Below are 24702 nucleotides of genomic sequence, written 5' to 3' on the forward strand. Positions count from 1 at the left end.
ATTCAATTGTCGTCCATCTTGTTGTTTTTGCAATGTTCTTGTATGCTTTATTTCATTATTCAACACACTCTTTTATTTAGGAATTCATATGTCCCAAGAAAAAAATGCAATTAGCCCAACTCGTGAAGAAAACTATCCAGAGTGGTATCAGCAGGTTGTAAAAGCGGCTGACCTTGCTGAAAATTCGCCCGTCCGGGGTTGCATGGTTATTAAGCCATGGGGTTATGGTATTTGGGAAAACATGCAAAAGTACCTCGATCAAAAAATCAAAAGTACAGGACATGAAAATGCCTATTTTCCTTTGTTTATCCCACTCAGTTTTTTGGAAAAAGAAGCAGCTCATGTCGAAGGATTTGCCAAAGAATGTGCGGTTGTCACCCATCATCGTCTAGAAGAGAGAAATGGGAAATTGATCCCTACAGGTGAGCTGGAAGAGCCTTTAATCGTGCGGCCAACTTCTGAAACTATTATCGGAGAATCATTTTCTAGATGGGTAGAATCCTATCGCGATTTACCTCTTTTAATTAACCAATGGGCAAATGTTGTGCGTTGGGAAATGCGCCCACGTATATTTTTGCGTACGGCGGAATTTTTGTGGCAAGAAGGGCACACTGTGCATGCTTCATCTGAAGAAGCTTTTGAAGAAACGTTAAAGATGTTGGAAGTGTACCGAGAATTTGTAGAAAACATCTTAGCGATTCCTGTGATCACAGGAGAAAAATCTCCAGGCGAAAGATTTCCAGGTGCGGTCAGCACATATACCATTGAAATGATGGTACAAGATCGCAAAGCTTTGCAAGGGGGGACTTCTCACTTTTTAGGGCAGAATTTTGCCAAAGCTTCAAATATTCGTTTTAGCAATAAAGATGGTGAAACCGAATACGGGCATACCACTTCTTGGGGTATTACAACGCGTTTGATTGGCGCCTTGATTATGACACATGGCGATGACGATGGAATTCGCCTACCTCCTAAAATTGCGCATCGACAAGTTGTCATTCTCCCTATCATGCCAAAACCTGAGCATGAAGCCGCAGTGTTAGGGCAGGCGGAGAAGGTTGCTCAGGAGTTGCGCTCTTCCACATTTAATGGTCAGCCAATTTCTGTTCATGTGGATAAAAGAGATTTACGCGGTGGCGAGAAAAATTGGGAGTGGATTAAGAAAGGGGTTCCGATTCGTATCGAGATAGGACCAAGAGACGTAGAAAACCAAGTTGTAACACTCTGTCGACGTGACCAGCCGCACAAAACTAAGATCACAATTCCTGTAGCGGAGTTAAGTCAAAAATTGCCTTTGATATTAGAAGACATGCAAAATAACTATTTTGCACAAGCTTTGCAATTCAGAGATTCCCATATTCGAAGAGACATCCATACATTTGAAGAGCTCAAACAATTTTTCACACCGAAAAATGCAGATAAACCCGAGATTCATGGTGGATTTGTTTTAGCGAAATGGTGTGGAGATCCAGAAACAGAAAAAATGTTGGATGATTTAAAAGTGACCATTCGTTGCCTGCCTTTAGAGCAGTCAGAAACAGAAGGCACTTGCATTTTGACAGGCAAAAAAGCTAAGTTAGATGTGATTTTAGCAAAATCTTACTAAGCTATCTCACAAACAGCCAGTGATTCCCAACAACGGCACGCTCAGCATAACGTTTTTGTTGTTGTTGGGGATTGCGGATGCTTTTGAGATCAGTTTCTAGCTTAGCAGATAACCTTGCTTTTTCCTCTTGCATTTGATTCCAATTTTCTTCGGTAAAATGATCTTTTGTCTGAATGAATTGGCTTAATTGTTCAGGTGTGACTTTGAGCTCTTCCTCAAGAAGGGTATTAATTTGGCGATCGATTGATTCGATGTGAATAGAAAGTTCTTCGATTTTAAACGTATTTTTCTGGATTTTTTCTTCTAAAGAATCATGATCAAACATGGGATTACTCCTTTTTTCCGTTAATTTTAAAGGAGTTGGCTTTTTCAAGCAAAAAAAGAATAAGGGATTATAATGACACTCTACTTTGCTTTAATGACGGGAATATGTGCTGTGTTTGCCTTGGTTTGGTTGTTAAGGCAAAAAAAGGAAAATAGAATCCCTGAAATTTTAAACAAAGAGGAAAAATTTTCCCTATTACTTGATCAGTCAATTGAGAGAGTTTTTGATCGTTTTATGGAAGAAATCCCGATGGCCGGCATGTTTTTAAAAGGCGCGACAGCTGAAAAACTAAAAAAAACGGCAAAAAAAGAACTTGAACCTCTTTGGGGAGAAGTTCAAGCCTTGGAGATGGTTAAAGAAACGAACCAAGTAAAACCTAAATACCCAATCTTGTTGATTGGCTGTCTCCTAATCAGCATTTGTATACTCGCTATTTTTCTGCTATTTCCGACCGTGCTTTTAAATTAATAAGGTATCGATTAGAATTTATTCTAGTTCAAGCTTTTTTTTGAGCTCAGCCACACGCTCATGTAAAATAGCCACTTTTTCTGCGAATACTGGGGGATTGCTATTTTTGTTTTTCCTAATTTCTTCGATTAAATTCTCGTTCTCTTTAACAAATGGATCAATCAAATCGAATATTTTTCTCTCTGAAGGGGTTTTTTTGTCTAAGGATTCTGTAATTTCTTTTAGCGTATTCAGAAAACGTCGATGGGTGACTATATTATTTTTAAAATTATCGAAGTTTTTAAAAGTATCATTTAGATTAAATTCAATTGAAACATGTCTTTTGATATAATCTAAATCAAAAACACCTTTATGATTGAATTTATTAAATTCATTTTTATCTATTTTTAATTCTTTTCGTAGGTTTGCTTTATTTAAAACAACCCATTTGCCATCTTCTGTCTGAATTCTTGTTGAAAAAAGTCGAGTAATGAACCAAAAGGAAGGTTTTTTTTCGTAGATTTTCACTCTGCCTTCAACATTCAATTTTTTTTGATAATCTTGATCAAAAGCCTGAACTTTATCTTTAAAAAGAAGTTGTATGCGCTTGTCTTTGGCTTTAGCTTTTTCTGAACTGGGAGGTGGTATAAAAAGTTGGGCCGAAAATTTAATAGAATCGGGATTAAAATTGACCATAGGGGAACTCCATTGTTAATAATAATTATTATTATACAATTATTGTTAATTAATCATAATAATTTAAAACTCTTCTAATTGCTCCAGTTTTTCATAGCAGGTACGCTCTTTACATTCATAAAATCGGAAAATTCTAAAATCTTTAATTATCGATTATTTTAATAAATGAATGTGATGTTATAATAAAAATACCACGTTAAAATATTATTTTTTTGTCTCAGGAAAACTAATGGAAAAAACAATTATTCTTTATTCAAAACAAGACCAGCAATTTCAAATGTCTATGCAGGTCGAAGCTAACGCTCCCCTTAATGATGCACGCCTTATTCAGATTATTGAAGATGTTTTAGGTCAGGTAAAAGAAAAACCGATTAAAAATTTAAAGCTTAACGTGAAAGATCTAAGCGCCATTACGTTTGAGATCAATCAAGATCAGCAAGTTCAAAAATTAAGTTCTGAACTCAAACAAGCTCTTCCTGAAGATCTTCGTATAAAAATCGTTTCTGCGACAGCTCGTGCGCTTCCAAAAAATTTCCGATCAATCAAAGAAATACGGCAGTCTCTATTGGACACTTGGCCAAGCAATGTGCCTGTTATCAAACTATTGTGGAATGTTGCTGTGCATCCCCTAAGTCTTTTAGGACGTCTCCTCTTTTTAAAAAAATACGATATCTCAGGCTTAGATCTTGTACAAAGCCCGCATGATAAAAGAGCTTTTTTGACAGCTTTAGAGTGGAGTAAAGATGCATTGGATTTAAAATCTGAGGATGATTCGCTCCTTCCTTTGGGGGAAGAATTCACCTTGGCAGCACAATTTAAAGAAGCGATCGAAACGGGCAAAGGACAAGAAACAGGATCTAAGCAGACCCTAGCTAAAAAATACGCGGAGCAAATCTTAGAACGCTTTGAAAAAGTCGAAGATGTAGATCGTGCTGTCAATTTGATGCTCATTCCCACAGGCTACTGGAAAGATCGTGCTTTTGAGCCCGTCCTTTTAGCATTTTATCGTCATCCCGAAGGTTATTTGGCCTTGACCGAGTTGACTTATGGACAAAAAAATGCAGCTGTTTCCCACGATTTTGGATGGAAAGATGGGATTGATGCTGACAAGTTAAGTGTATATTTAGCTCCTATTTTAGGTTTGACTGAGAAAACCACTGATTCACAAGATTTTAAAAAGGACAATGTTTACCGTTTGGCCTATTTAAAATGGATGGCTCTGAAAGGTAAAGGAGCTCAAAATCTAGGGGAAAGCGAAGTCCTGGGTGAAGGAGAAGGAATCCCTACCACTGTGGAAGCCTTCAGACAAGGGATTTGGGGAACTTCTGGCGCAGTGTTTTTAGAACCAAGCCCTCAACGTCGCATGAAAGTGAATCGAGATCCTCAGCAACTCGTACATGAAACTATTCGTTTGCAATTTTCCGGCTCTGCAGCGGCAGAAAAAGCTGTCTTCACACTAGCAATTCTCAATGATCGCTTAGAAAAAGTTCTCAAGGCATTACCACAATTGAGAGAAGAGGAAAAGCGAAAATGGCTTCATCAACTGGAAAAAGATCAAAAGAGATTAGAGCGGCAATTGGGAAAAGCTTCTGGAGATATTGAATTTAAAGACATTATTTTTGGCCCAAACAGTGCTTTTTCATCCTACACGAAAAGAATAGAACAATTAAAAGGAGAGTTAACGAAGTTAGAAAGAAAAGAAGCTGCCTATCAAAAAAAGAGGCTTGCTCTTTTTACCAAAGTCAAAAGTGTTCCAACCTTTTTAAAAGTTCCTGAGGGGTTTTCCATTCAAGCCAAAACGCAAAAAATATCTTCGAAGGAAATTCTAGCATTCGATTTGAAAATGGTGTCTGAAATTCAAGAAAGGTTTGAAAACCCTTCCATGGAAAATGTGGAAGCCACGTTAGAGCAATTAAAAACGATTGCAGGACGTCTCGATGAGTTAGTTGACCAAAAGAAATATCAGGCAGCCAAAGAGCTTTATCGCTCGGTGATGTCTCATCTTCCTCTTCCAATCAGTGGTGATCCTGGTCGGGCTGAGACATTCTATGATATTTTATATCAAGTGTGTCTTGATCAAGGAAATAGCCAGCTTTTGGATCAATTTAGCGCATCGTTAGAAAAATTTTCTCACTTTTTTTGGGAAGCTAAAATTAAAACAGCAGATATGCCGCTCACTGCAAGCGACTGGGTGCACGCCATTAACCAGCAAGCAGTTTTGCTGAGGTTAATTGAAGATCGAAAAACTTATATTGAATCGATTTATCCGGGTCAATTGGATTTAAATGCTTTAAAGGACCCACAAAAAAGAGAGAAAATTAAAGAAACATTAAGCTACGAAGATCTTGCGATTTATCTTATTCGCAGTGATATAAATTACGATCTTTTGATCGAAAAACTCATTCTCGAAAAACATCTCAAGCCTTCTTTGAGTCCAGATTTAGAAGAAAAGTTTACATTGATTCGACATTACTTCAAAGAAGCTGCAGCTAGAAAAGACTCATCTTTCGGATTGAGCATAAATTCATTAGAGAGAGTCCATGATTTATATCATAAAGGCAAAGAGCGTGATAAGGTACGACCTATAATGGAAGAATTATTAATTGAGGAGTCATTGTATCGTCGCTATGCTGGAAAAAAAAGTTCAAGTTTACATGTGCCCTATTTACCAGGTCAAATGGTCGATTTGTTGCGTGCACAAACGATGTTTGTCTCTCAACTCTTCCCTGATACCTCTTTTGGTGAGACAAATGGAACCATTTTTGCTTTGAAAAATACTTTCACTCACATTAGGGAAGTGAGAACGGATTCTCCTGTCAAGAAGAAAGAAATTCTGGATGAGCAATTAAAAAAATGGAATAAGTCTACTTTCAAAGCCTTACGAAAAATGAAAAGGCTTGAGCTTCGCTACAACAAGTCCGCATGGGACATGTGCGAAATTTACAGTCCGGGTGGTTTTCGCTCAATAATGAATCCGTATGGAGTTTCCGCAGAGGGCATGATTGGACACATGCAAGTGAATTTTAATATTCAGCGAAAACATACCATTCATGCATCAGAAATGGGGAATCCACAAGCTAGATTTTTTGGAGGTTTTTTAGGCAAGAGAGCAGAACCTTATCAGGGTGCAAAAGAGTCTCCTTATCTGGAAGATGGTTGGGGGAGGATGTTTGGGAAGGGGAATAGTTCTGCAACAAATTTAAATTATTTATTTGGGTTGGAGGATTCAAATCCAGTTGATGATTTGTTGATGATCTCCACAGAAGTTAAAGAAGAAAATGGTCGAGATTATTCCCCCAAAAATGTTCAAAGTATCTTAGACCTGGCTTTGCAAAGATTTGACTTTTTCGAGGGCCCTGATGAACAAAGACGTCTAGTCGCGGCCCTTTTCCGTCCCCATGTCATACAAAGAGCCCTACGTTTATATCCAGAGTATTTTTTAGAACGGGCAGATCTATTGCACGAAGCTCTTCAACAAGCCATCCAACAAGGCCATCATGAACGGGCTGGGTTTTTATTGTTTTTGTGTTCGCAGATTGTCAACCATGCTCAAGCTGCTATGAAGTGGACTGATGAGGATTCTAAAGACCCTTATGTCTCAGAATTCCAAACCCCTCCAGCAGATCCCGATGTCCTTCAAGAGATAACTGAACGTTTGCCGAGTTTTTATACGGAGAATCCCGTGAGTAAGAAGAGGTATCTAACTTACTTGCTTGGGCGTTTGCAGCATCAGAACGTTTCATCAGAAGAACAATTAAATTTCTCGGCATATTTTGTAAGCTTTTTTGCCAATCATGCTGATGCGAATTTTCCTGAAAAGTTGGATTTGCTAAAAGATCCTAACACGTGTGCCAATTTGCTATTGGCCATAAATCGCCTGCAAAATTTGCAGGAACAAGTCACCATTCCATTCTTGGCTCATATGGGCATCGAATGGGCAGAGAAAATACTTTTTCCGTGGATGCTAAAAACCTATTCAGCTGATGACTGGAGCATGACTTTAGATAAATTTGTAGAAACCTCTCAAGGGATAATCCTTGGTGCAGGAGGGTGGAGTCCCAATAGGAAGAGTCCCCACGTTTGGGAAAAGGGAAAGACACAAGTCGATATTTCTTCCATGCGAATTATTTTGATTGAAGGAAATAGGCCAAATGGCGTCCAAACAGGATTGCCGAAGGATTTAGTGCAGTCTTCTGAATATCAGTTTCTTTTTGGCGATAAAAAGTTTTACGGTACTGCCCAAGTTGGAAAGGCTGCGGATGAACGCGTTTATCATTTTGAAGATGATCAGAATCGTCAATTTAGAGCTTTTTGCAGACAGGGTGATGAGCTTCCAGTGATTGAGCAAAAATTTTCAAGTGAGACTACCGGTTTAAAAAAAGATCGATGGTATCGCTTTTGCTTTCCTCAAGCTGAGGTTACTGACAAGCCATTGTCCGGAATTGAGCAGAAGCTTTCTTCCCAAGGAATGTGGGTGGATAGTCGCCATCCAAAAAAAGGCTTAGCTTTTTTACCTTTAAATGCCTCAAATACAACTCTTCAAGACGTTTTTTATTTAGAATTTGACCAAAAAAGTCGTTTAAAAACCATTAAAAATCAGCGAGGCCAACAGGTTGTGAATGAGCGGCGCAACTTATTAACAAAAGTGATGGGACCGACTGCCAGTCAGGATATCCTGTTTTTGCGAGGTAAGTGGGCTCAAAGGATTACGGAAATTCGATTTTTAGGTCTTGGAATAAATCTCAAAGAAAGCAAAAAACAAGGTCCCTGGAAAGTTGTTTCTGGGCCTTATCAAGGGTTTGAGTGGAATATTGGGGGAGATGAAAAAACCAGGCGTTTGCTCTCTTCATTAGATGCTTCTTTAGAGGAATTTGGATTGCCTTTAACGGATCCTGAGACCGGCGATATGCATCTTTTACTTTGGCCCCAGGAGGTTACTAAAGATGCTCAGGGCAGTTTGTTATTTCATAAAAATGAGACTCTTGCAAAGCCTCTAAAGGTTCGCTTTTCAGATCGTTTACCTCCTCAAGGATCCAGTGCAGGATTTTTATACTTAGCTTATTTGTTTGGTACTAAGCAAGATTATCAACATGCCTTTTATTTTTTAGAGCAAGCTTTACAAGGCAGGCTAGAATCTGCAGATGAATTAGAAAGCTTTTTGAAAGTTATGGAACTTTTTCAAAAGTTGCCAGGCAATTCTGTACGTAGCATTACGCTGAAATTAAAGGCTGAACTGTGTGGCCGGAAAATTGTGCGACAACAAAGCCAGAAAGGGAATTTTTCCCCTGAAAATTGGCAAGCGTTTCTCGGGGATTCTCAATATATTGCGGATTTATATAGAAAACGTGAAGAACATTTTGAGCACTCTACTTTTAATCCAGAATCATTGGAAAGTTTTATTAAAGAGAGTTTTCAAGAGCTTCGCCTCACTGAAGAAGAACTTGAAGAAATTGGGCATGTGCAAGTTGAATCTTTGCGTGATTTAACTCAGGAGCAAGACCATTTTAAAACTTTGCAAGCGCAAGAAACCCCACTCGACTTAACCGAAACGCAGCTCAAGGCTTCAATTGGGGAGCTAAGTGAATTTTTGCTAGCAAGTGTGCAAAAACCCCCGAAGCATCCTGAAGAACTTTTGGCTAATCTTCATCATCTTGATTCAAATGTTTTATCGGAACATTTTTTTAGTTTTTGGAATTTAGTCATCGATAAAAAATTAAAAAAAGAAGATTTGATCGGTTTATTCGCCCCTTTAGAACAAAAGGACAGCAGATCAAATACTGAAATGGAAAAGCTTGTAGGAGGAAGTCTTGTAAAAGGGATAAAGGGAATCATCAAAAGTTCCAAGGCGTTGCTGACAGTGGGGCATTCACAGAAGATCGAATCTTTAGCGATTCTTTTGGTCGCTTTGACGGAGCTTCCTGATAGCGATAAACAAAGGCTTAAATTTGATGTTAATCAACTTTATCAAGCCAAACAAAAACTGCCATCTCATTTAGTGTCTTTAGGTGTAAAATTAATTCGAAAGAATAATCGGGAGCTTATTCAAGCTAAGACGCAGATCCATAATCAAATTCATCATGTTTTATCTCAGAGAAAGGAAAAAGAGCAAAATGTTGCTTCAGAAGATCTTGTAGATGATCAAATTCAAAATAGTTTAAGAACTCTCTATGCTCTTGAAGCAAATCGAAATTTATTGGATTTAAAACGCCTTCATACACACTTGCGAAAAAATCCATTACTATTTGGTGCGGTACTCAGCCCTGTTATTGTCGAATTTTTAAGAGGATGTTCTTCTGCTCAGCAGATTCCTATTCATGCATTTGTCGAATCGATTCGAGCAAGGCATCGGCTGAATGTGATTTCAGAACTACGCGAATCTGAGTTGAGTAAGCGGATTCAAGCTTTGGAGCAAACACTGCGATCAAAGAGGTTCCAAGACAAATGGCCAGAAATAGATGAGGTTGGTGTTTGTGAGATTTTGCATCCAAAAATTGCTGATTTGACAGACCATTTGTTGGTGAGCACTCCCCCAAAATTAGCATTCATTTCTACAGAAGGGATTGAAAATGCGCATCAAGAAATTCAAAAGGCTTTACAAACTTCTCAAGGATTGATTGAGCAGAACGAAAATGAATTGCTTATGCAAGGTGTGCAAGGTGCCGCCAAGAATCTTGCGATGAGCCACGATCAAAATCAAATTTATGATCCGGAATCATTCAAAGCATTAAAAGACATTTTCGAGTTACATAGAAAAGGTCTGATGCAAGCTTCTCAAGGAAAACGGGAAACCATTTTAGGTTTTTTACGAAAGAAAGAACATTTTCTGAAACTCCCAAAACACATCCAATGGGCTGTCAAAAATGAAGAAACAGTAGGAGAAGCTGTTTTACTTAATCATGCGATCAATGCGTACCAAAGCCTGCTGTTAAATATTCCATCTTTGGAAAAAGAGATCTCGGAATTTTTAATGATCGATACAGAAGCTGAAATGTTAGGACAACCAACAAACGCGATCTTAATGCAAATGGAGCAACTTTTAAAGTTCAAAAAACGAGATGATGAGTGGATGCAAGAGTGGAGTTTACAAGCCTTTGCCTTGCAAAAACTGGTCAAAGCGGCTTCTGATCGAGAGTTATTCTTGGTTGGGGAAGGAGCGGATAAAGGAAAACTGGCTGATCCTCGTTTTAATCGCAAATTTTTAGTCACACAATGGCGAAATAAAATTTATTTACGCCAAGAACAAATGGATATGGCGCGAGAAATGGAGAAAAATCCCTCCGCCTATTATGAGCTGCGGATGGGACTTGGAAAAACTTCTGTGATTCTTCCTACTGTGCTGCTCCTCATTGCAGAAAAAGGGCAATTACCTGTTGGAATCGTTAAAGAAGAATTATTTAGAGATAATTTAGAATCCCTCGATCAGAGTACCCGTGCGATGATGCAACAAGCAGCTTGTGAGTTCACATTTGATATAAATGCAGGAACAACTCCAGCGGTTTTAGCGGAGCAGTACTTGCGTTTGTTAAAAGCAAAGGAAGAAAAAGGCTACATTTTAACAACCCTGCATACGAAAGCTTCCATTGAGCACAGGCTAGGCCTACTGCGTGATGAGATGGCTGCACAAGTGAGAAAAGCGAAAGTTCAAGGTAACATCGAGCAAGCATTGCCTTTGTTACATACTCCGCAAAGAGAAGTCTATTGGCTAGAAAAAATGCGGGCTCTCATCAACGGAGATTCAAACTTTTTTGGTTTTGACACTCAGACCATCATTGATGAGGTAGATGACGTTCTCAATGTGATTAATGAGGATAATCTGGCCTTAGGAAAATCCGTTCCTTTGAATCGCACTGTAATTGACATGATGGAAATCCTTGTTGAAGTTATCTACACTTCATCCGATTCCGAAGTAAAAAAACTGCGAGAAGCGATTCAGACAAAACAACAAGCCGCATTACGAACATCAGATGTTAAAGAGATCCTCTTGCCAGCTTTAGCAAAAGAAATTCTAAAAAATGATCATTTTCAAACCCTTATTAGTGGCTTAAATGCGGATTCAGAAAGTCTTTTTGTTGAATATCTATGTGGAAACAAAGAAAGTCTTCCTCCAGAGTTTCCGGTGCCTAGTTTAGACGAAGAAGACAGCTTTCAAAGAAATGTGGGTGCATTAAAGCACATTTTGCAGACTACACTGCCGATTGCATTAAATCAAAATCCTGGTATTGATGTTGCGGTAAAAAAAGAAGACGGATTTACCGTTGGCCCGCAGGTGAGTGGACAGGATAAAAAAGATGTGGTTTATGGGGATGAGTATGATGTAATTGTGAATCATTATTTAGCCTATGTTTCCGAATTGCCTACCACAGGTGTGATTTCTCAAGCTTTGAGTTCTTTAAGGGAGAAATTTCCAGATGAATTTTCAGAAATTTCTCGACAAGCCTTTGTCGCTGGGGAAAAAAATCTGATCAAGTTTTTGAATCGTCCAGAAAACTGGAAAGAGAGGCTTCTTATTTTACGAGCAGAGATTTTAGAGTCTCAGAGAATCAAACGTTCCGAAGAAGAAATGGTAATCAATGCTCAAGAATTAGTTTATGGGCAACAATTTGGAGGAATGACCGGAACATTAAATGCTTATCTTCTGCCTGAAACGCAGGGAAAAACAGCAGATTACACACCCCGCCAAGTTGAAGGTGAAACGTTATTGCGTATTGCAGGAAAAGAGAAACCTCCAGTTGAGGTTGCTCCAGATGACGAATTAATCGCTAAAATGGCTAGTTACCTGGTAGATTCTAGCTGCAAGGCTTTGATCAATGAAGGAATGTCATTTAGTGGGAAAAATGCTGTCCAGGTGGTTGATGAATTACGCAAAACTTCTGCGGGGAAAAATCGAATATATATCTTGATTGACCCTGAAACTCGGAAACCCCTTATCTGGCGTCCTGGAGTGCAAGAACCGCAAGAAATCTCAAAAACTGCTATCCAGGAGATGCTCACTTCGAATGCCAAATTTAAAAAAGAGTGTGTGTTTTATTTTGGACCTCCAGATACACGTGGGACAGATTTTGTCATCCCAACAGGATATGGAGTTGTTGTGTATGGACCAACAACGACGATGTCTAGCGCCGTGCAAGCCTGCTGGAGGCTACGAGGATTAGGGGTGCAGCATCATTTAAAATTCTTATGTCCCGGATCTGTGGCTAAGCGGATTAATGAAGAAACGCAGAAAGATAAAGATCAAATCACTTGGCTAGATATTTTCAATGATATTAAAAAGCAGACGCTTGAAAGCCAAAAGGGACTTAATTTGAAAGCAGCCCAGGAAAAAATACAAGCAATCATTCCGGTTGGGATTCGCAATCTGCTCAGTCAGCATCATCCTGAAAAAGATTCAGCCTCTTATTGGGATCCCTCTCATTCAGCAGGTCGCCTAGTTGACACGATTTTGGATACAGAGCTTCATCTTGTGGTTCGAGAGTTTTTATGTAATTCTAAAGAAAGCCATCCTGTTCGAGACTATTCTCCAACCTCCTTAATTCCTATTCAAAAAGAGATGGCCAACACGATTAAGCAACAAAGAGAACTCCTAGAAGAAATTGAAGAGCGTATTGCAAAAATCAAAGAAGAAATGCGTGAATCCGAAATTCTAGAGTATGCCGAGCATCGTTTTACTTCTGTAGAAAATCAGCTAGAGGAGATGAAGCAGAGAATTGATGCTTATGAATTAACATTTAAGACTCATCTAGAGATGCACAAAAAGTACCTGCCAGAGCATGTCCCCAACAATGGGTCTGCCGTCGCTACATCACAAGCACAAGTTCAAGAAGCCCAACAACAACAGCAGCAACAGCAGCAGCAACAACAACAATTGACAGCCATAAAACGTGCGGATAGGAATTATCACAATTATCAATATGATTATTGGGATTTCGTAAAAGATTCGTATCCGTTTTACCAAATAGGAATAGACGGTACGAGCATGGGACTAAAAGAAAAGCTTGATGCGCTTCCTGGCTTTGATGAAGATGTGATGTTTTCAAAACACATGGCACTAGTTTTAGCCCTATTGCCGACGGTGACAGGGGCTCCTTTGGGACGCATACTAGTCGTTGAGGATGAAGTGACCTTAATTTGTACCGAAGATTTTCATTTTGCATTGGAGAAAATTAAAGGACAACAAGCCGCCGTATTTTCTCTTCTAGATGGAGCACGTTATCCAGCGGGAATAATGATTAATGAATATGGTGAAGAGATTCCAGATATTACAAACCCAGCACTTATACGCAAAATCGTCCAAATAAAATGGCGTCTTGGTTACTTTTCATATTCGAAAATGGAAGAGAATGTTTTAAAAGAATGGTTAGAGGAGTTATCGCATGAAGAAGTAAAATTTCACTGGAAATGGTTGAATCAAAGTTCTAATAAGTTCCAAGTTGAACTCTTTAAAAAATGGTGCCCACATTTAAATAAGGTTGTTTGAGAGATTCTTTTATCAAGTGAAGGGCCCCCCACGAAGAGCCCTACATGTTTATTTTGAGAACCCTACATTAACATTGAAAATTGGCGAAAGATTTCCAGAATAAAGATGGCGAAAAAAATCGTCATTATAATTGCCAGGGATGTTTTTCCACCCCTTACAACAAAGGGGCTCGTTTGTTTTAAATGATAGCGAGATCTCCAGGCCATTAAAGCAGGCAAAACTCCAAAAAGAATCACCGTAATAAATCCTCCGGCATATCCAAGAGCTGTCAGGAAAATATGGGGATAAGTAACGGCAAAAGGAAGAGGTGAAAGCAGAACCGCAGCGCATAAATAGGCGCGTGTTTTTCCTTCATTTTTGACGCTTAATCCATCGCTGAGAAAATCAATGCAACTTAGTGCTGTGGTGATCAAAGAAGTCGCAATGGCGAGAAAGGCGAATAAATTAACGGCCGTTAAAATATATGGAGATCCTGTAGCGTGCGTCAATAGGCCACTTGCCATATCTTGATTTTGAACTGTTTCAGAAAAAAGGGGATGATTGCGTAGAGGCAGCATCCCTAAGATAACCCCTTCCCAGAGTAAATAAATCCCCAGGGGGATAAGATTTCCTAAAATAATGGCTAAACGAAGTTTGCTCACGTTTCTTTTCATGTAGATTGTCAGACTTGGAATCAGATTATGATGTCCAAATGATATCAACATTAAAGGAACGGTGGCAAAGGCTGTTGACCATTCTTTTTCATGCAAAGATTGCATTTCAATGTTGGGCATGCCGAGTAAAATCAGAATCCCATAAGCGGCGACAAGGCCTATCATAAGGATTCGATTAAGGCGATCTATCGCATGCGTTCCCAGGTAGATCAAACAAGCAACTAAAGACATGGAAAATAGGCTGCCAAATGAATGAGAAATCGGAATATTAAGCTTGTGGAATCCATTTGCGACTATTTCACCACTCCCCGAGGCGTAGGCCACCAGAATGCAATAAAAAAGGAGAATGAATAGGATCCATGTCAAAAATTTTCCTGTTTGCCCAAGGGTAGCTTTTGCCATGCTGATCAAACTGACCTCATGATCAAAGCTCAGTGTTAGCTCCAAAACTAGTAAACCGGTACATATCATGACGAAGCATGACGCGATTAAAATTAAAGAAGCAGGAATAAAACCTGTCAGTGCGCTGACCACAGGAAGACCTAACATGCCTGCGCCAATGCAGCAGCCTGCGACTAGGAGAACACCACCTGTGGCGCTTCCTTCTTTTGCAAAAGAACTCATCATCAATCTCGATTTATGATTTGATAAAATAGTCAAAAAAAAGGCTTAAGCCTTGGATATAAAACCAAAACGGTTAGCGGCTAAATACTTAAACTAAAAGGAATTGTGGGGAAAAATATAGATAGGCTAACGCCAGGAAGAGACAAAAGAAAGGAATTGTAAGTTATGATGTAATAAAGACATCATCGTGCTCTTTTATAAATGGGTTTGGTTAAGTTGAGATTACTAAATCATAAAAAAAGACGCAAGCCTTAAAAACTAATCGGATGGGAAACTTACTCTTTTTCCCATCCGATAATCTTCAGTTTTTACGAGAGAGTAGGGCATTGCGTACACCTGCTGCGTAATCAGGATGTGCCTTTTCAAAATGACCTAGTTGTCTGTCAATGATATATTGAGGAACTCCTTGCATGGCATCTGCAACATTATTAAATAGACGTTGTTTTTGTTCGAAATTGAACAGATTAAATAAGGCGCGCGGTTGGCTGTAGTCATCATTTCCTTCTCTATGGTTGTATCGATCGGCATCCCCTGAAATTTTGAGAGGTGGTTCTCTGTATTTTTCATCTTGAACAGGTCCATTGAAAGAATTGGGTTCGTAAAAAGCATCTGCAGGTGTGCGACTTGGAAAAAACCGCATAGGCCCATCTTTATGATAATTGTGTACCGGGCATTTAGGTGCATTGACAGGCAATGCTTCATAATGGGTACCTAAACGGTATCTGTGTGCATCTGCATAGGCGAAAATTCTCGATTGCAACATTTTATCAGGGGAGTAGCTGATTCCATGGACAATGTTGGATGGGGAAAAAGCAGCCAGTTCGATATCCGTGAAGTAATTATCAGGATTGCGATTAAGTTCTAAAACGCCGACCGGATTCAGAGGATAATCGCCGTGAGGCCAGACTTTTGTTAAATCGAACGGGTTGTAAAGTGTTTTTTCTGCTTCATGTTCTGGCATGATTTGAACAAACACATTCCATTTGGGAAAGTCTCCTTTTTCAATGGCGTGAAAGAGATCCTCTTGAGTGGATTCTCTGGTTTTTCCTACGACAGCTGCTGCTTCCGCATTTGTCCAATGACGGTGTCCTTGAGCTGTTTTGAAATGAAACTTGATCCAAAAACGCTCATTCTGTGCATTAATAAATGAGTAAGTGTGTGAACCGTATCCATTCATGTATCGCACGGATTGCGGCAAACCACGATCAGACATCAAAATGGTGACCTGGTGAAGAGATTCGGGCGATAACGACCAAAAATCCCACATGGCTGTGGGTGAGCGTAAATTTGTGCGTGGGTGTCTTTTTTGGGTGTGAATAAAATCGGGAAATTTATAAGGATCACGCACAAAAAAGACGGGGGTGTTATTTCCAACCAGATCCCAATTGCCATCTTCAGTGTAGAATTTCAAGGCAAATCCCCTGACATCTCTTTCTGCATCGGCAGCTCCCAGTTCGCCTGCGACAGTCGAAAAACGGGCGAGCATGGGTGTTTTCTTACCAACTTCGGCAAAAACTTTGGCACAAGTGTATTTGGTGATATCGTGGGTAATGGTGAGCGTACCAAAAGCTCCCCATCCTTTAGCATGCACGGTGCGTTCAGGTACACGTTCTCTATTTTGGTGAGCAAGCTTTTCAACAAGCTGGTAGTCTTGAATAAGTAAAGGGCCTCTTGGCCCAGCTGTAAGCGAATTTTGGTTGTCTGGTACGGGTGCTCCAGCGGTGGTGGTCAGCGTATCTTTATTCTCCATCCTTATCCCCCTTTTAACTTGTTAAATTAAAATTAAATATAAGGATGGAGGTTTATTTTCAATAAAATTATGCGCTATTACATCCGCTCAACTGTTTGGACCCCAAGAATCGAAAGGCCCTGTTTCATGGTTTTGGCCACAATTTCACAAATTTGCAAGCGAGAGTTTTGTTGTGGGGATCCCTCGACGCGACAATCTCTGAAGAAAGCATTGAATTTCTCTGCTAAACCGTACAGGTATTCGGTTAAGCGGTTTGGCAACAAGTCTGAAGCCACTTGTTCTAGGGCTTCTTCAAATTGTGCTAGATGTACCGCTAAGGAAATTTCAGAGGGATGCTCAAGTACAATCGGATCTTTAAGTTCTTCGATTTTGAGAGCCGGATTAATTTTGCGTTTAATGCCTGCCACACGTACATAAGCATACATCAAAAAGGCAGCCGTATTCCCTTCAAAGCGAAGCATGCGCTCGTAGCTGAAGGTATAATCGCCTGTTCGATTGCAAGCAAGGTCGGCATATTTTACAGCCGCGATACCCAACGTTTTAGCAAGTTTTTCTCGTTCTTCTTTTGGCATCTCAGGGGAGCGTTCGATGAGCAATTGATCTGCATGCTTGACAGCGGCTAGTAGAAGATCGATTAAACGTTCGGTTTCACCAGATCGGGTTCGAAACTTTTTCCCATCAGATCCCAAAACTAAACCGAACGGTACATGGTCCACACGTACTTTTGAAGCATCTAGATAGTGCGCTTTTTCGGCGGCTTGGAAAATCATTTGAAAATGAAGAGACTGTCCTGCATCGGTCACATAAATAATTCGATCCGCTTTTTCTTCCAGAGTCCGTTGACGAATGGCCGCCATATCGGTTGTGTCATAATTATAACCTCCATCAGACTTTTGAACCATTAAGGGCAATGAGGCGCCTTCACGGTTTTGAAAGCCTTCTAGGAAGATACATTTTGCACCATCAGATAGGGTGACAAGACCTTTGGCTTCTAGATCCGCGACAGTGTCTGCTAGCATCGGATTGTAATAAGACTCGCCTCGTTCGATAATTTTGACGTCGAGAAGATCATAGATTTCTTGGTAAGCTTTACGGGAGATATCGCAGATGATTTCCCACGCTTTCAGAGCTGCTGGATCGCCACCTTGCAAAGCGACCACTTCAAGTTGAGACGTTTTTTTAAAATCTGCGTCGCTATCAAACCGTTCTTTTGATTTTTTATACCACTGAACTAAATGTTGAAGATCGGTCTTTTCTGTCCCATCTAACACATGCGGCGTCTCTTGCTTCATGTAAGCAATCAGCATTCCGAAGGCTGTGCCCCAGTCCCCGATATGATTGAGTCGCAAGACATCATGACCTAGAAATTCAAAAAGGCGAGCCAAGCTATCCCCAATGATGGTCGAGCGCAAATGACCCACATGGAGCTCTTTGGCTGTATTTGGGGATGAAAATTCCACAATGATCTTTTGCTTATGCTGGGGTAGTTCAATATCTAAATGGGAATCCAAAAGAATGCGATGCAACTTTTGTGATAAATAAGCGGGATCCAGCGTGATGTTGATAAAACCCGGTCCTGCAATTTCCATTTTTTCGATCAGGCGAATCCCTTCTAAATTGACATCTACATGCTCAATAATACGGGTAGCAATATCTCGAGGTTTCGCACCCAATACTTTTGCCAATTTCATGGCAGAGTTGCATTGATAATGTCCAAACTGCGCTTGTGTGCTTTGGGAAATTTCCAAAGGGAGGGGCGTATTGGGATCCCATTCTGGAAAAGCCGAAAGGATGGCTGTTTGAAATTTTTGACTTAAAATATGGAGTAAAGTTGACATGTTGATAAGGCTATTTTGTTATGAGTGTTTTGATTGATTTCCCCAGCTATGGATAACGGCACGTATATCCAGGGCAAGCTCTTTTGAGAGGGCGGGATGATTTAAAAGCTCTTTAAAATCTTTTTGTTGGGCAGGATCTTTAAGGCCTTCACATGTTAAAATCAGATATGGAGCAAGAGATAGGTTGGAGAGGATATCTTTCTCCTGAAGCATCTTGAGACATGTTTGCGCCACATCCTCATCATCTTTAAAAGAAACCAAGGCAATCGCAGCCCGCTCAGTATCGTAAGTTAAGGGACGTCCTTTGAGAATTCGCATGAGAAACTCTTTGGCAGGTTCACCAATGCTCTTTAAAGCCTTTAGGGTAATTTCTTCATCAAAAACGTCCATTTCTCCAATCGATTCAAATAAGGATATAATGGCGCGTTTATCTCCAACTAGTCCCAGGCATTTTGCGGCTAAGGCTGGCGCAAGTCCATATCCAGGGAATAGGGGATCATGAAAGTCTTCTGAACGGAGCAAATCGATGAGCGCCGGAACGACCGCGTGCTTCTGATCGGCAACTGCTTGGATATCTTGTTCTTCCGATTCTCTTTCTGAGAGGATGAGATCGGCAATCAAGCGAGGAATTTTGGTAGCAGAAGATTCTGTTTCATACAAAGAACGTAGCTTTTTATAAAGGTCTCTTGATTGAGCTACTTTTTCCATTTCAGGACCTGTCAATAAGAGTGCAGCTAAATTTTGCTGCATCTGTGCCTCGAGCATGGCTAATCGATTGATATCTTCTAAGGAAAAATCTTCGGAGACTCCTTTTCCTTCTTTTTCATAATAATCGATCATAGTGGGAAAATGTCCACCAAAGTGGCATTCTCGATGCATGAGAATCAAATGGTCTATCGCATTCGTAAAAGAATGCTCTTCATTGAAATCATTTTGTGGATTATGCGTCATATTATTTAACTATTAATGTGAATGGATTCATTTGCTTTTTTGAGAACAAGATTGGCATTGTAGCTTGAACGGACAAAAGGTCCGCAATACATATAAGGAACACCTATGGAATGCCCAAATTGTTCATAATGTTTAAATTGTTCGGGAGTTACGAAGGCTTTGACTCGTAGCTTTTGGCGATGAGGCTGTAGATATTGGCCAATTGTGATAATGGCACATCCGGCCTGTTGCAAATCTTGGATTGTTGCGAGGACTTGCTCTTCCGTTTCCCCGAGTCCCACCATTAAACCGGACTTAATTAAGGTGTGAGAGTTGGCTAAATGCTTTTTCATATAGCTTAAAAAAGAAAGGGTTCGATCGTAGGTGGCATGGTGTCTTACGCGTGGAGTTAATTCTCGAACGGTTTCAATATTGTGATTGAAAATGTCGGGTTTAGCATCGAGCACTAGGTCCCAAGCTGTTTCGTTTCCAAAGAAGTCGGAGGTCAGGACTTCAATTGTGGCGTCTGGGTTTTCACGTCGAATTTCTTCAACCACAGCAGCTAAATGTCCGGCTCCGCCATCTGACAGATCATCGCGCGCCACCATTGTAATCACAACATGTTTAAGGCCTAATTGCTTAACCGAATCTGCGACACGTTTAGGTTCGTTGGGATCAATCGCTTTGGGGGCTTTTGAAAAGTCGATGCTGCAAAAACCACAATTACGAGTGCATTCTTTTCCAAGGACTAGAAAGGTCGCTGTATTTTTTGACCAACATTCCAAAAGATTCGGGCATTTGGCTTCTTCACACACTGTGTGAAGACGATTTTCTGCCACAATTTTGCTTGTAGCTCGCAGTTCTGAGCCTTTGGGGAGTTTACGATGTAGCCATGAGGGAAAACGTCCAGGTCCAACAGCCTGCTCAGGATCACGGGTTTCAGGATTTGCAGGCAAAACATTTAACTTAGAGATCTTAGGCTTAGGAAAGAGGTCAAATTTTTCTTGCGTCATCAATCAGTCCTGCTTTTTTTTCTTCGGAGGTAGATGCAATGGAGTTTCGTTGGCTAATAAGGCCGCTTCCATCCAAGCCTCTGCGACAGTTGGATGTGCATGAATTGTGTCAGCAACAGATTCAACAGTCAATTCATTTGCGATGGCGACACCCATTTCGGCGACTAAAGTTGAGGCATCGTGACCCACAACTTGAGCACCTAAAATTTGTCCCGTTTTTTTGTCCGTTACAATTTGCGCAAATCCCTCAGTTTGAATCGCTGCTTGCGATTTGCCAAGAGCGCTGAAAGGAAACGCTGAGACGGTAGCTGCATAACCAGCTTCGAGAGCCTGTTCTAAAGATAGACCGACAGTTCCAATTTCGGGGTGGGTAAAAATGACCGAGGGGATTGCGTTATAATGCATGGTGGCTTTGATTCCAGCAGCATTACTTCCAGCGACTAGACCTTGGTGTGAAGCCACGTGCGCTAACCACCATTTGGAGGCAATATCGCCCACCGCGTAAATTCCTGCAATGTTCGTTTCCATCTGATCATTCACTTTGATTAACCCGTTATCTTGTACATAGACCCCGGTTTTTTCAAGACCAATTGCCGTTGTATTGAGTTGACGCCCAACAGCTACAAGGGCAATGTCAGCTGTAATGGTTTTATCCCCTGCAAGATTGACACTAATGCCGGCTTCGGTTGAGTCGATCGAATGGACCATTGCACTGGTTTCGATCGAGATCCCTTGTTTTTGAAAGGCCTTCGTTAAAAAACCAGAGACTGTTCCACTTTCCATGGGAAGAATACGGGGCATCATCTCGATAAGGATGACTTCCACGTTAAATGCGGCATATAAAGAAGCAAACTCACATCCGATGATTCCGCCCCCGATAATCGCAATTTTTTTTGGCAGTGTTGTCAAATCAAGCAATGAGGTGGAATCATGAATTTTTTTATAGTCAAAGGGGAAAGCAGGAATTGAGCGAGGCTCCGATCCTGTGGCAATAATCGTTTTGTCTGCGTAAATTTCGAGGTTGTCTTGACCCGTAATTTTGATAGTTCTTTCAGACGTGAATTTTCCATAGCCACGGAAAAGGGTGATTCGATTAGAAGCAATCAATCCTTCCAAACTTGTGCGAACTTTTTTGACCACATCGTCTTTTCGTTGAACCATTTTGGCGTAGTCGAAGGAGACAGTGCCGACTGAAATGCCAAATTCTTCCGCGTCTTTGATTTTTTGCAATACTTCTGCATTAGCGATCAAAGCTTTAGAGGGAATACACCCTCGATTCAAACACGTGCCGCCCAGTGTGTTGGCTTCGATTAAGGCGACAGACAATCCGTTTTGGGCAGCTTTAATCGCTGCGGGATAGCCACCGGGACCACCGCCAATAACGGCTACATCAAATTTTTTTTGAGTATCAGGCATACTCACCTCTGCAGATTATTCAAACGTTAGTAAATAAATCATTTAAAATGACTACCCATCTTTATAATTAAGATACAATAAAATGAATTCTTAATAAAGGTTTTGAAGCTAAGAATTAGTCATTTTCTCCAAGGGCTCTTCAGTTTTTCGAAGGGGCCGCTTTGTGAGAAGGTTAAACTTTAAGCCAAAGTTGCCGCGGCAACGCCAACCAATATAAAAATCACTGCGATAATGAGAGAAGTAGCATAATCGTAAAGATAAAAAAGGTTTGCCTCCATGCAGGCCGGCAAAAAAACAGGACCTTTCATTCGCGAAAACAATTTTTCCTTCTTCGGAATAGTCGCCAATTGAAATCCCTTTTTTCGTCATTTTCAAAAGTGTCCATTCACTATTTTTTCGATGAGCCGAGCCAATCACATAGAAACAAAAATTATGTAAAGGATTTCGAAGACTCCAACACAGGGCTTTTGATGCAGAGATGGGGTATTCAGGGCGGTAATGAGCCGTTTCTTCCTCACCAAAAATGCCATCGTCATCGTTACCAAATAAGCTCCATGTGAGCCAATGCCCCACATCATAAGGCTTGATTTGGCTGCGGTGACGAGGAATATAACGATAAAGCCAGTGGGATAAAGCCGCTTGTTTCTGTGGAGAAGGTGTTGCATCTTGAGGGAAAGATGTGTTATCTATTGTAGGATAAATGCAGGAAGAAGCTAGAAAACTGCTTGTTGGAATTTTATAAGAAGCACATCCTTCAAAGAGCAAAAATAAAATGAACCAGAATCTCATGATGTGCAGCTAATTTCCTGTATAAAAGAAAGGGAAGCTTTGAAATGTCAGAGCGCCCTTAAAAAGATCACTTCCAATATATCTAAGAAGAAAATATGAATGCAACAGACAAAAAAAGACTCTGTTGGAACTGTGAAGCAAGGGTTCCTTTTTCCGAAGAAAATTGTTCTTACTGTGGAGTTTATCTTTCTCCAATGATCCTTCCAGGACTAACTCCTGAAGATGAAATTCCAGCGCCACTCTATAAGCCGGTCGAAGACACAACGATCCCAAAATCTCCCTACGGAGAAATTTTTGAGGAGCAAAAAGAAGAGCATAAAGAGTCTGCTGTAACCCTACAAAAAGTTCCTGAATTGATTTATGAACCCATTAAAACGGTTGCCATTCCGATGGGTCTTCTGTTGGGGGGATCTGTTTTTTTTCTCTTTGGAATGATTTTATTTCTCTTTGCGTCTGACAGCTTTTTTACTCTGCAATGGAATGGTGCTTATTGGTTTATTTATGTGCTTCTTTCTTTGCCCATGCTGTTTTGCGGGTGGAAAAAAATGCAAAATTTAGATGCTTAAACAGTATTCATAAGTGAGCAATCTATCTTCTTAAAGCGAGTGCAAAAGCTCTTGTTTTAATCAAATGAATTTTTTAAAAAATACTTTTATATTTTAACTTCTTAGTGCGTCAGGTCTTAGTATGATACAGAGCAGTGTAGGGGTACAGCCCAATTTTCAAGCCCAGTTATTTGTCAGATTTCCTTGCAAAATTTTTTTAAGTAAAAATCCTTTTCAAGGTTTACAAAATGAAGCAACCAACGAGCAGGTATTTTCTTTTCTAAAAAGAAGATTTACGCATGTGATTTCTTTATTAGAGTCAGATAGCCTTTATCAAGCCTACCTTAGTCGAGATATCAATGCGGAACATTTACCCATTTCTCGCTTGGAACTCCCGGAAGAAGATAAACTAAGAGACCTTATCTGTCGTATAGCTGAAATTGTCAAAGAAAATCCGCATGCTAAAATTTTAATCCACAGTGAAAATGGAACGGATAGAAATTTAGTAGTGGCTGCATGCGTGTATAAATTTTTTTGCAAATCTGATGGGAGAAAAGCAATGGCAGTGTTGCCAAGAGCTATAAAAAATCGCAGACAGATTGAATTTATTGAGAATTACGGCTCTACAAAGCCTGTAGATACAGCTATGGAAGAAGTGGATTTTGACTTGAAAAGAGGCTATGAGTCGCAATAAGATGCTCGTAGATATCTGAAATAATACTGTGAAGACGATTTAATCTCTTTACATATTCTAAATCTTCGTATTAGTGTAGTTCCTTTTCAAAATATGTCCCTTTAGGAGGGGAACTATGACAAGCAATGTGAGTGATAGATGTTCGAACGTGATTGGTCATCCGTATGACCAATACTCGCTTTCCGAGGAAAATGATAAGAAAAAAATTCAGAATGAATTTGAAAAAGTAAATCAATTTTTTGATGAACATTATGGTTTTCAGAGAACTCTTAATCGAGATGTTACTGTCGAAAGAGCATCACAATGTTCTCAATGTGAGTGTGCAGTAGACGGCGATGATTTAAAAAACATTCCCTTAGCTTATTTCAGAGACCGTTTTCCTTCACAAGGTTTTACCGGCGATGCCTACTCCTTAAGATTGGCTATGCCTATTATTCTTAGTGCTGTATACAACAGAAATTGGTTAATTGAAGGCCGTGATTTAACGCAGTTTATTGGAATGCAAACTAAAACAAGAGAAAACCTTACATCGCATAACAGTTCCGATTTAACTGGATTTATTGGAATGCCACCAGCAGATAGCTTAACGCTGCATAACAGCTATGTTTTGAGCCATGTTTTTTGCGCGACAGTTTTGGGTGTTGGAGATGATGATTTAATAACTATTTCCAAAGTATGGTTCAAAGCATTTCAGAGCATGTCTAAAGAGATTTCCATTGAGAAATTTGCTTGCTTGACAATTGCATCAGCACGAGCTGAAAAGCACAAGCTATTAGATGAACTTCGGAAGAGTTGGCTAAAAGTGGGAGTTCTAAAAGTTCCCAGAGTACCCTTATCTTCCTTGCCCATAAATAGAGAATGAAATGTTGAAGCTGTAGCTGAATGAAAGGCTCATTTTTTGT

At 40.1% G+C, this 24702-nt stretch carries 15 protein-coding genes; 6 read left to right on the forward strand and 9 right to left on the reverse strand.

Annotation, left to right across the window (positions count from 1 at the left end; all coding sequences use genetic code 11):
- The first annotated feature begins 88 nt into the window (after positions 1-88).
- Complete coding sequence (proS, locus tag AOM43_RS07510; RefSeq protein ID WP_006339752.1) at positions 89-1606, forward strand: proline--tRNA ligase; 1518 nt, start codon at positions 89-91, stop codon at positions 1604-1606.
- A 1-nt stretch (position 1607) separates the two neighbouring features.
- Here the strand turns inward: proS and AOM43_RS07515 are convergent, their stop codons facing one another.
- Positions 1608-1931 (reverse strand): hypothetical protein, encoded by a 324-nt coding sequence (locus AOM43_RS07515; RefSeq protein ID WP_050784535.1) that lies wholly within the window; start codon positions 1929-1931, stop codon positions 1608-1610.
- 72 nt (positions 1932-2003) lie between these two features.
- On the opposite strand from AOM43_RS07515, the gene AOM43_RS07520 reads away from it, so the two are divergent.
- Positions 2004-2399, forward strand: coding sequence for a hypothetical protein (locus AOM43_RS07520; protein ID WP_059359712.1), 396 nt, complete (start codon positions 2004-2006; stop codon positions 2397-2399).
- 18 nt (positions 2400-2417) lie between these two features.
- Here AOM43_RS07520 and AOM43_RS07525 read toward each other — a convergent pair whose 3' ends face one another.
- A complete protein-coding gene (locus AOM43_RS07525; protein ID WP_059359714.1) occupies positions 2418-3074 on the reverse strand; it encodes a hypothetical protein in 657 nt (218 codons plus the stop codon).
- A gap of 229 nt (positions 3075-3303) precedes the next feature.
- Between AOM43_RS07525 and AOM43_RS07530 the strand changes: the two genes are divergently transcribed.
- Positions 3304-13548, forward strand: a complete 10245-nt coding sequence (locus AOM43_RS07530) for a DUF3638 domain-containing protein (protein WP_059359716.1) — start codon at positions 3304-3306, stop codon at positions 13546-13548.
- Between the two features lie 62 nt (positions 13549-13610).
- Here the strand turns inward: AOM43_RS07530 and AOM43_RS07535 are convergent, their stop codons facing one another.
- The 7 genes from AOM43_RS07535 to AOM43_RS07565 form a co-directional block, all read right to left on the reverse strand.
- Complete coding sequence (locus AOM43_RS07535; protein WP_006339747.1) at positions 13611-14828, reverse strand: amino acid permease; 1218 nt, start codon at positions 14826-14828, stop codon at positions 13611-13613.
- A 298-nt stretch (positions 14829-15126) separates the two neighbouring features.
- Positions 15127-16575, reverse strand: a complete 1449-nt coding sequence (locus tag AOM43_RS07540) for a catalase (RefSeq protein WP_006339746.1) — start codon at positions 16573-16575, stop codon at positions 15127-15129.
- Positions 16576-16652: 77 nt separating this feature from the next.
- On the reverse strand, positions 16653-18413 hold the full coding sequence (gene argS, locus AOM43_RS07545; protein ID WP_059359718.1) for an arginine--tRNA ligase: 1761 nt from the start codon (positions 18411-18413) through the stop codon (positions 16653-16655).
- A gap of 18 nt (positions 18414-18431) precedes the next feature.
- Positions 18432-19364, reverse strand: a complete 933-nt coding sequence (locus tag AOM43_RS07550) for a hypothetical protein (RefSeq protein ID WP_013925658.1) — start codon at positions 19362-19364, stop codon at positions 18432-18434.
- Between the two features lie 5 nt (positions 19365-19369).
- Positions 19370-20299: a lipoyl synthase gene (gene lipA, locus AOM43_RS07555; protein WP_369508925.1), complete on the reverse strand. Its 930-nt coding sequence runs from the start codon at positions 20297-20299 to the stop codon at positions 19370-19372.
- A 60-nt stretch (positions 20300-20359) separates the two neighbouring features.
- Positions 20360-21772, reverse strand: coding sequence for a dihydrolipoyl dehydrogenase (gene lpdA, locus AOM43_RS07560; protein WP_006339742.1), 1413 nt, complete (start codon positions 21770-21772; stop codon positions 20360-20362).
- A gap of 108 nt (positions 21773-21880) precedes the next feature.
- Positions 21881-22561 carry a hypothetical protein gene (locus AOM43_RS07565; RefSeq protein WP_059359722.1) on the reverse strand — a complete coding sequence of 227 codons (681 nt, stop codon included), beginning with the start codon at positions 22559-22561 and terminating at the stop codon, positions 21881-21883.
- A gap of 95 nt (positions 22562-22656) precedes the next feature.
- Between AOM43_RS07565 and AOM43_RS07570 the strand changes: the two genes are divergently transcribed.
- From AOM43_RS07570 to AOM43_RS07580, 3 genes are all read left to right on the forward strand, one after another.
- On the forward strand, positions 22657-23127 hold the full coding sequence (locus tag AOM43_RS07570; protein WP_006339740.1) for a hypothetical protein: 471 nt from the start codon (positions 22657-22659) through the stop codon (positions 23125-23127).
- Between the two features lie 121 nt (positions 23128-23248).
- Positions 23249-23800 (forward strand): protein-tyrosine phosphatase family protein, encoded by a 552-nt coding sequence (locus tag AOM43_RS07575; protein ID WP_013925655.1) that lies wholly within the window; start codon positions 23249-23251, stop codon positions 23798-23800.
- Between the two features lie 115 nt (positions 23801-23915).
- Positions 23916-24662: a hypothetical protein gene (locus AOM43_RS07580; RefSeq protein ID WP_059359724.1), complete on the forward strand. Its 747-nt coding sequence runs from the start codon at positions 23916-23918 to the stop codon at positions 24660-24662.
- The last annotated feature ends 40 nt before the right edge of the window (positions 24663-24702 follow it).

The sequence above is a fragment of the Parachlamydia acanthamoebae genome (assembly GCF_000875975.1).
GTDB classification, from domain to species: domain Bacteria; phylum Chlamydiota; class Chlamydiia; order Chlamydiales; family Parachlamydiaceae; genus Parachlamydia; species Parachlamydia acanthamoebae.

Excerpts from the sequence above, each read along its gene's own strand:
- proS (WP_006339752.1), top strand. The coding sequence starts at position 89 with ATGTCCCAAGAAAAAAATGCAATTAGCCCAACTCGTGAAGAAAACTAT.
- AOM43_RS07515 (WP_050784535.1), bottom strand. The coding sequence starts at position 1,931 with ATGTTTGATCATGATTCTTTAGAAGAAAAAATCCAGAAAAATACGTTT.
- AOM43_RS07520 (WP_059359712.1), top strand. The coding sequence starts at position 2,004 with ATGACACTCTACTTTGCTTTAATGACGGGAATATGTGCTGTGTTTGCC.
- AOM43_RS07525 (WP_059359714.1), bottom strand. The coding sequence starts at position 3,074 with ATGGTCAATTTTAATCCCGATTCTATTAAATTTTCGGCCCAACTTTTT.
- AOM43_RS07530 (WP_059359716.1), top strand. The coding sequence starts at position 3,304 with ATGGAAAAAACAATTATTCTTTATTCAAAACAAGACCAGCAATTTCAA.
- AOM43_RS07535 (WP_006339747.1), bottom strand. The coding sequence starts at position 14,828 with ATGATGAGTTCTTTTGCAAAAGAAGGAAGCGCCACAGGTGGTGTTCTC.
- AOM43_RS07540 (WP_006339746.1), bottom strand. The coding sequence starts at position 16,575 with ATGGAGAATAAAGATACGCTGACCACCACCGCTGGAGCACCCGTACCA.
- argS (WP_059359718.1), bottom strand. The coding sequence starts at position 18,413 with ATGTCAACTTTACTCCATATTTTAAGTCAAAAATTTCAAACAGCCATC.
- AOM43_RS07550 (WP_013925658.1), bottom strand. The coding sequence starts at position 19,364 with ATGACGCATAATCCACAAAATGATTTCAATGAAGAGCATTCTTTTACG.
- lpdA (WP_006339742.1), bottom strand. The coding sequence starts at position 21,772 with ATGCCTGATACTCAAAAAAAATTTGATGTAGCCGTTATTGGCGGTGGT.
- AOM43_RS07565 (WP_059359722.1), bottom strand. The coding sequence starts at position 22,561 with ATGAGATTCTGGTTCATTTTATTTTTGCTCTTTGAAGGATGTGCTTCT.
- AOM43_RS07570 (WP_006339740.1), top strand. The coding sequence starts at position 22,657 with ATGAATGCAACAGACAAAAAAAGACTCTGTTGGAACTGTGAAGCAAGG.
- AOM43_RS07575 (WP_013925655.1), top strand. The coding sequence starts at position 23,249 with ATGATACAGAGCAGTGTAGGGGTACAGCCCAATTTTCAAGCCCAGTTA.
- AOM43_RS07580 (WP_059359724.1), top strand. The coding sequence starts at position 23,916 with ATGACAAGCAATGTGAGTGATAGATGTTCGAACGTGATTGGTCATCCG.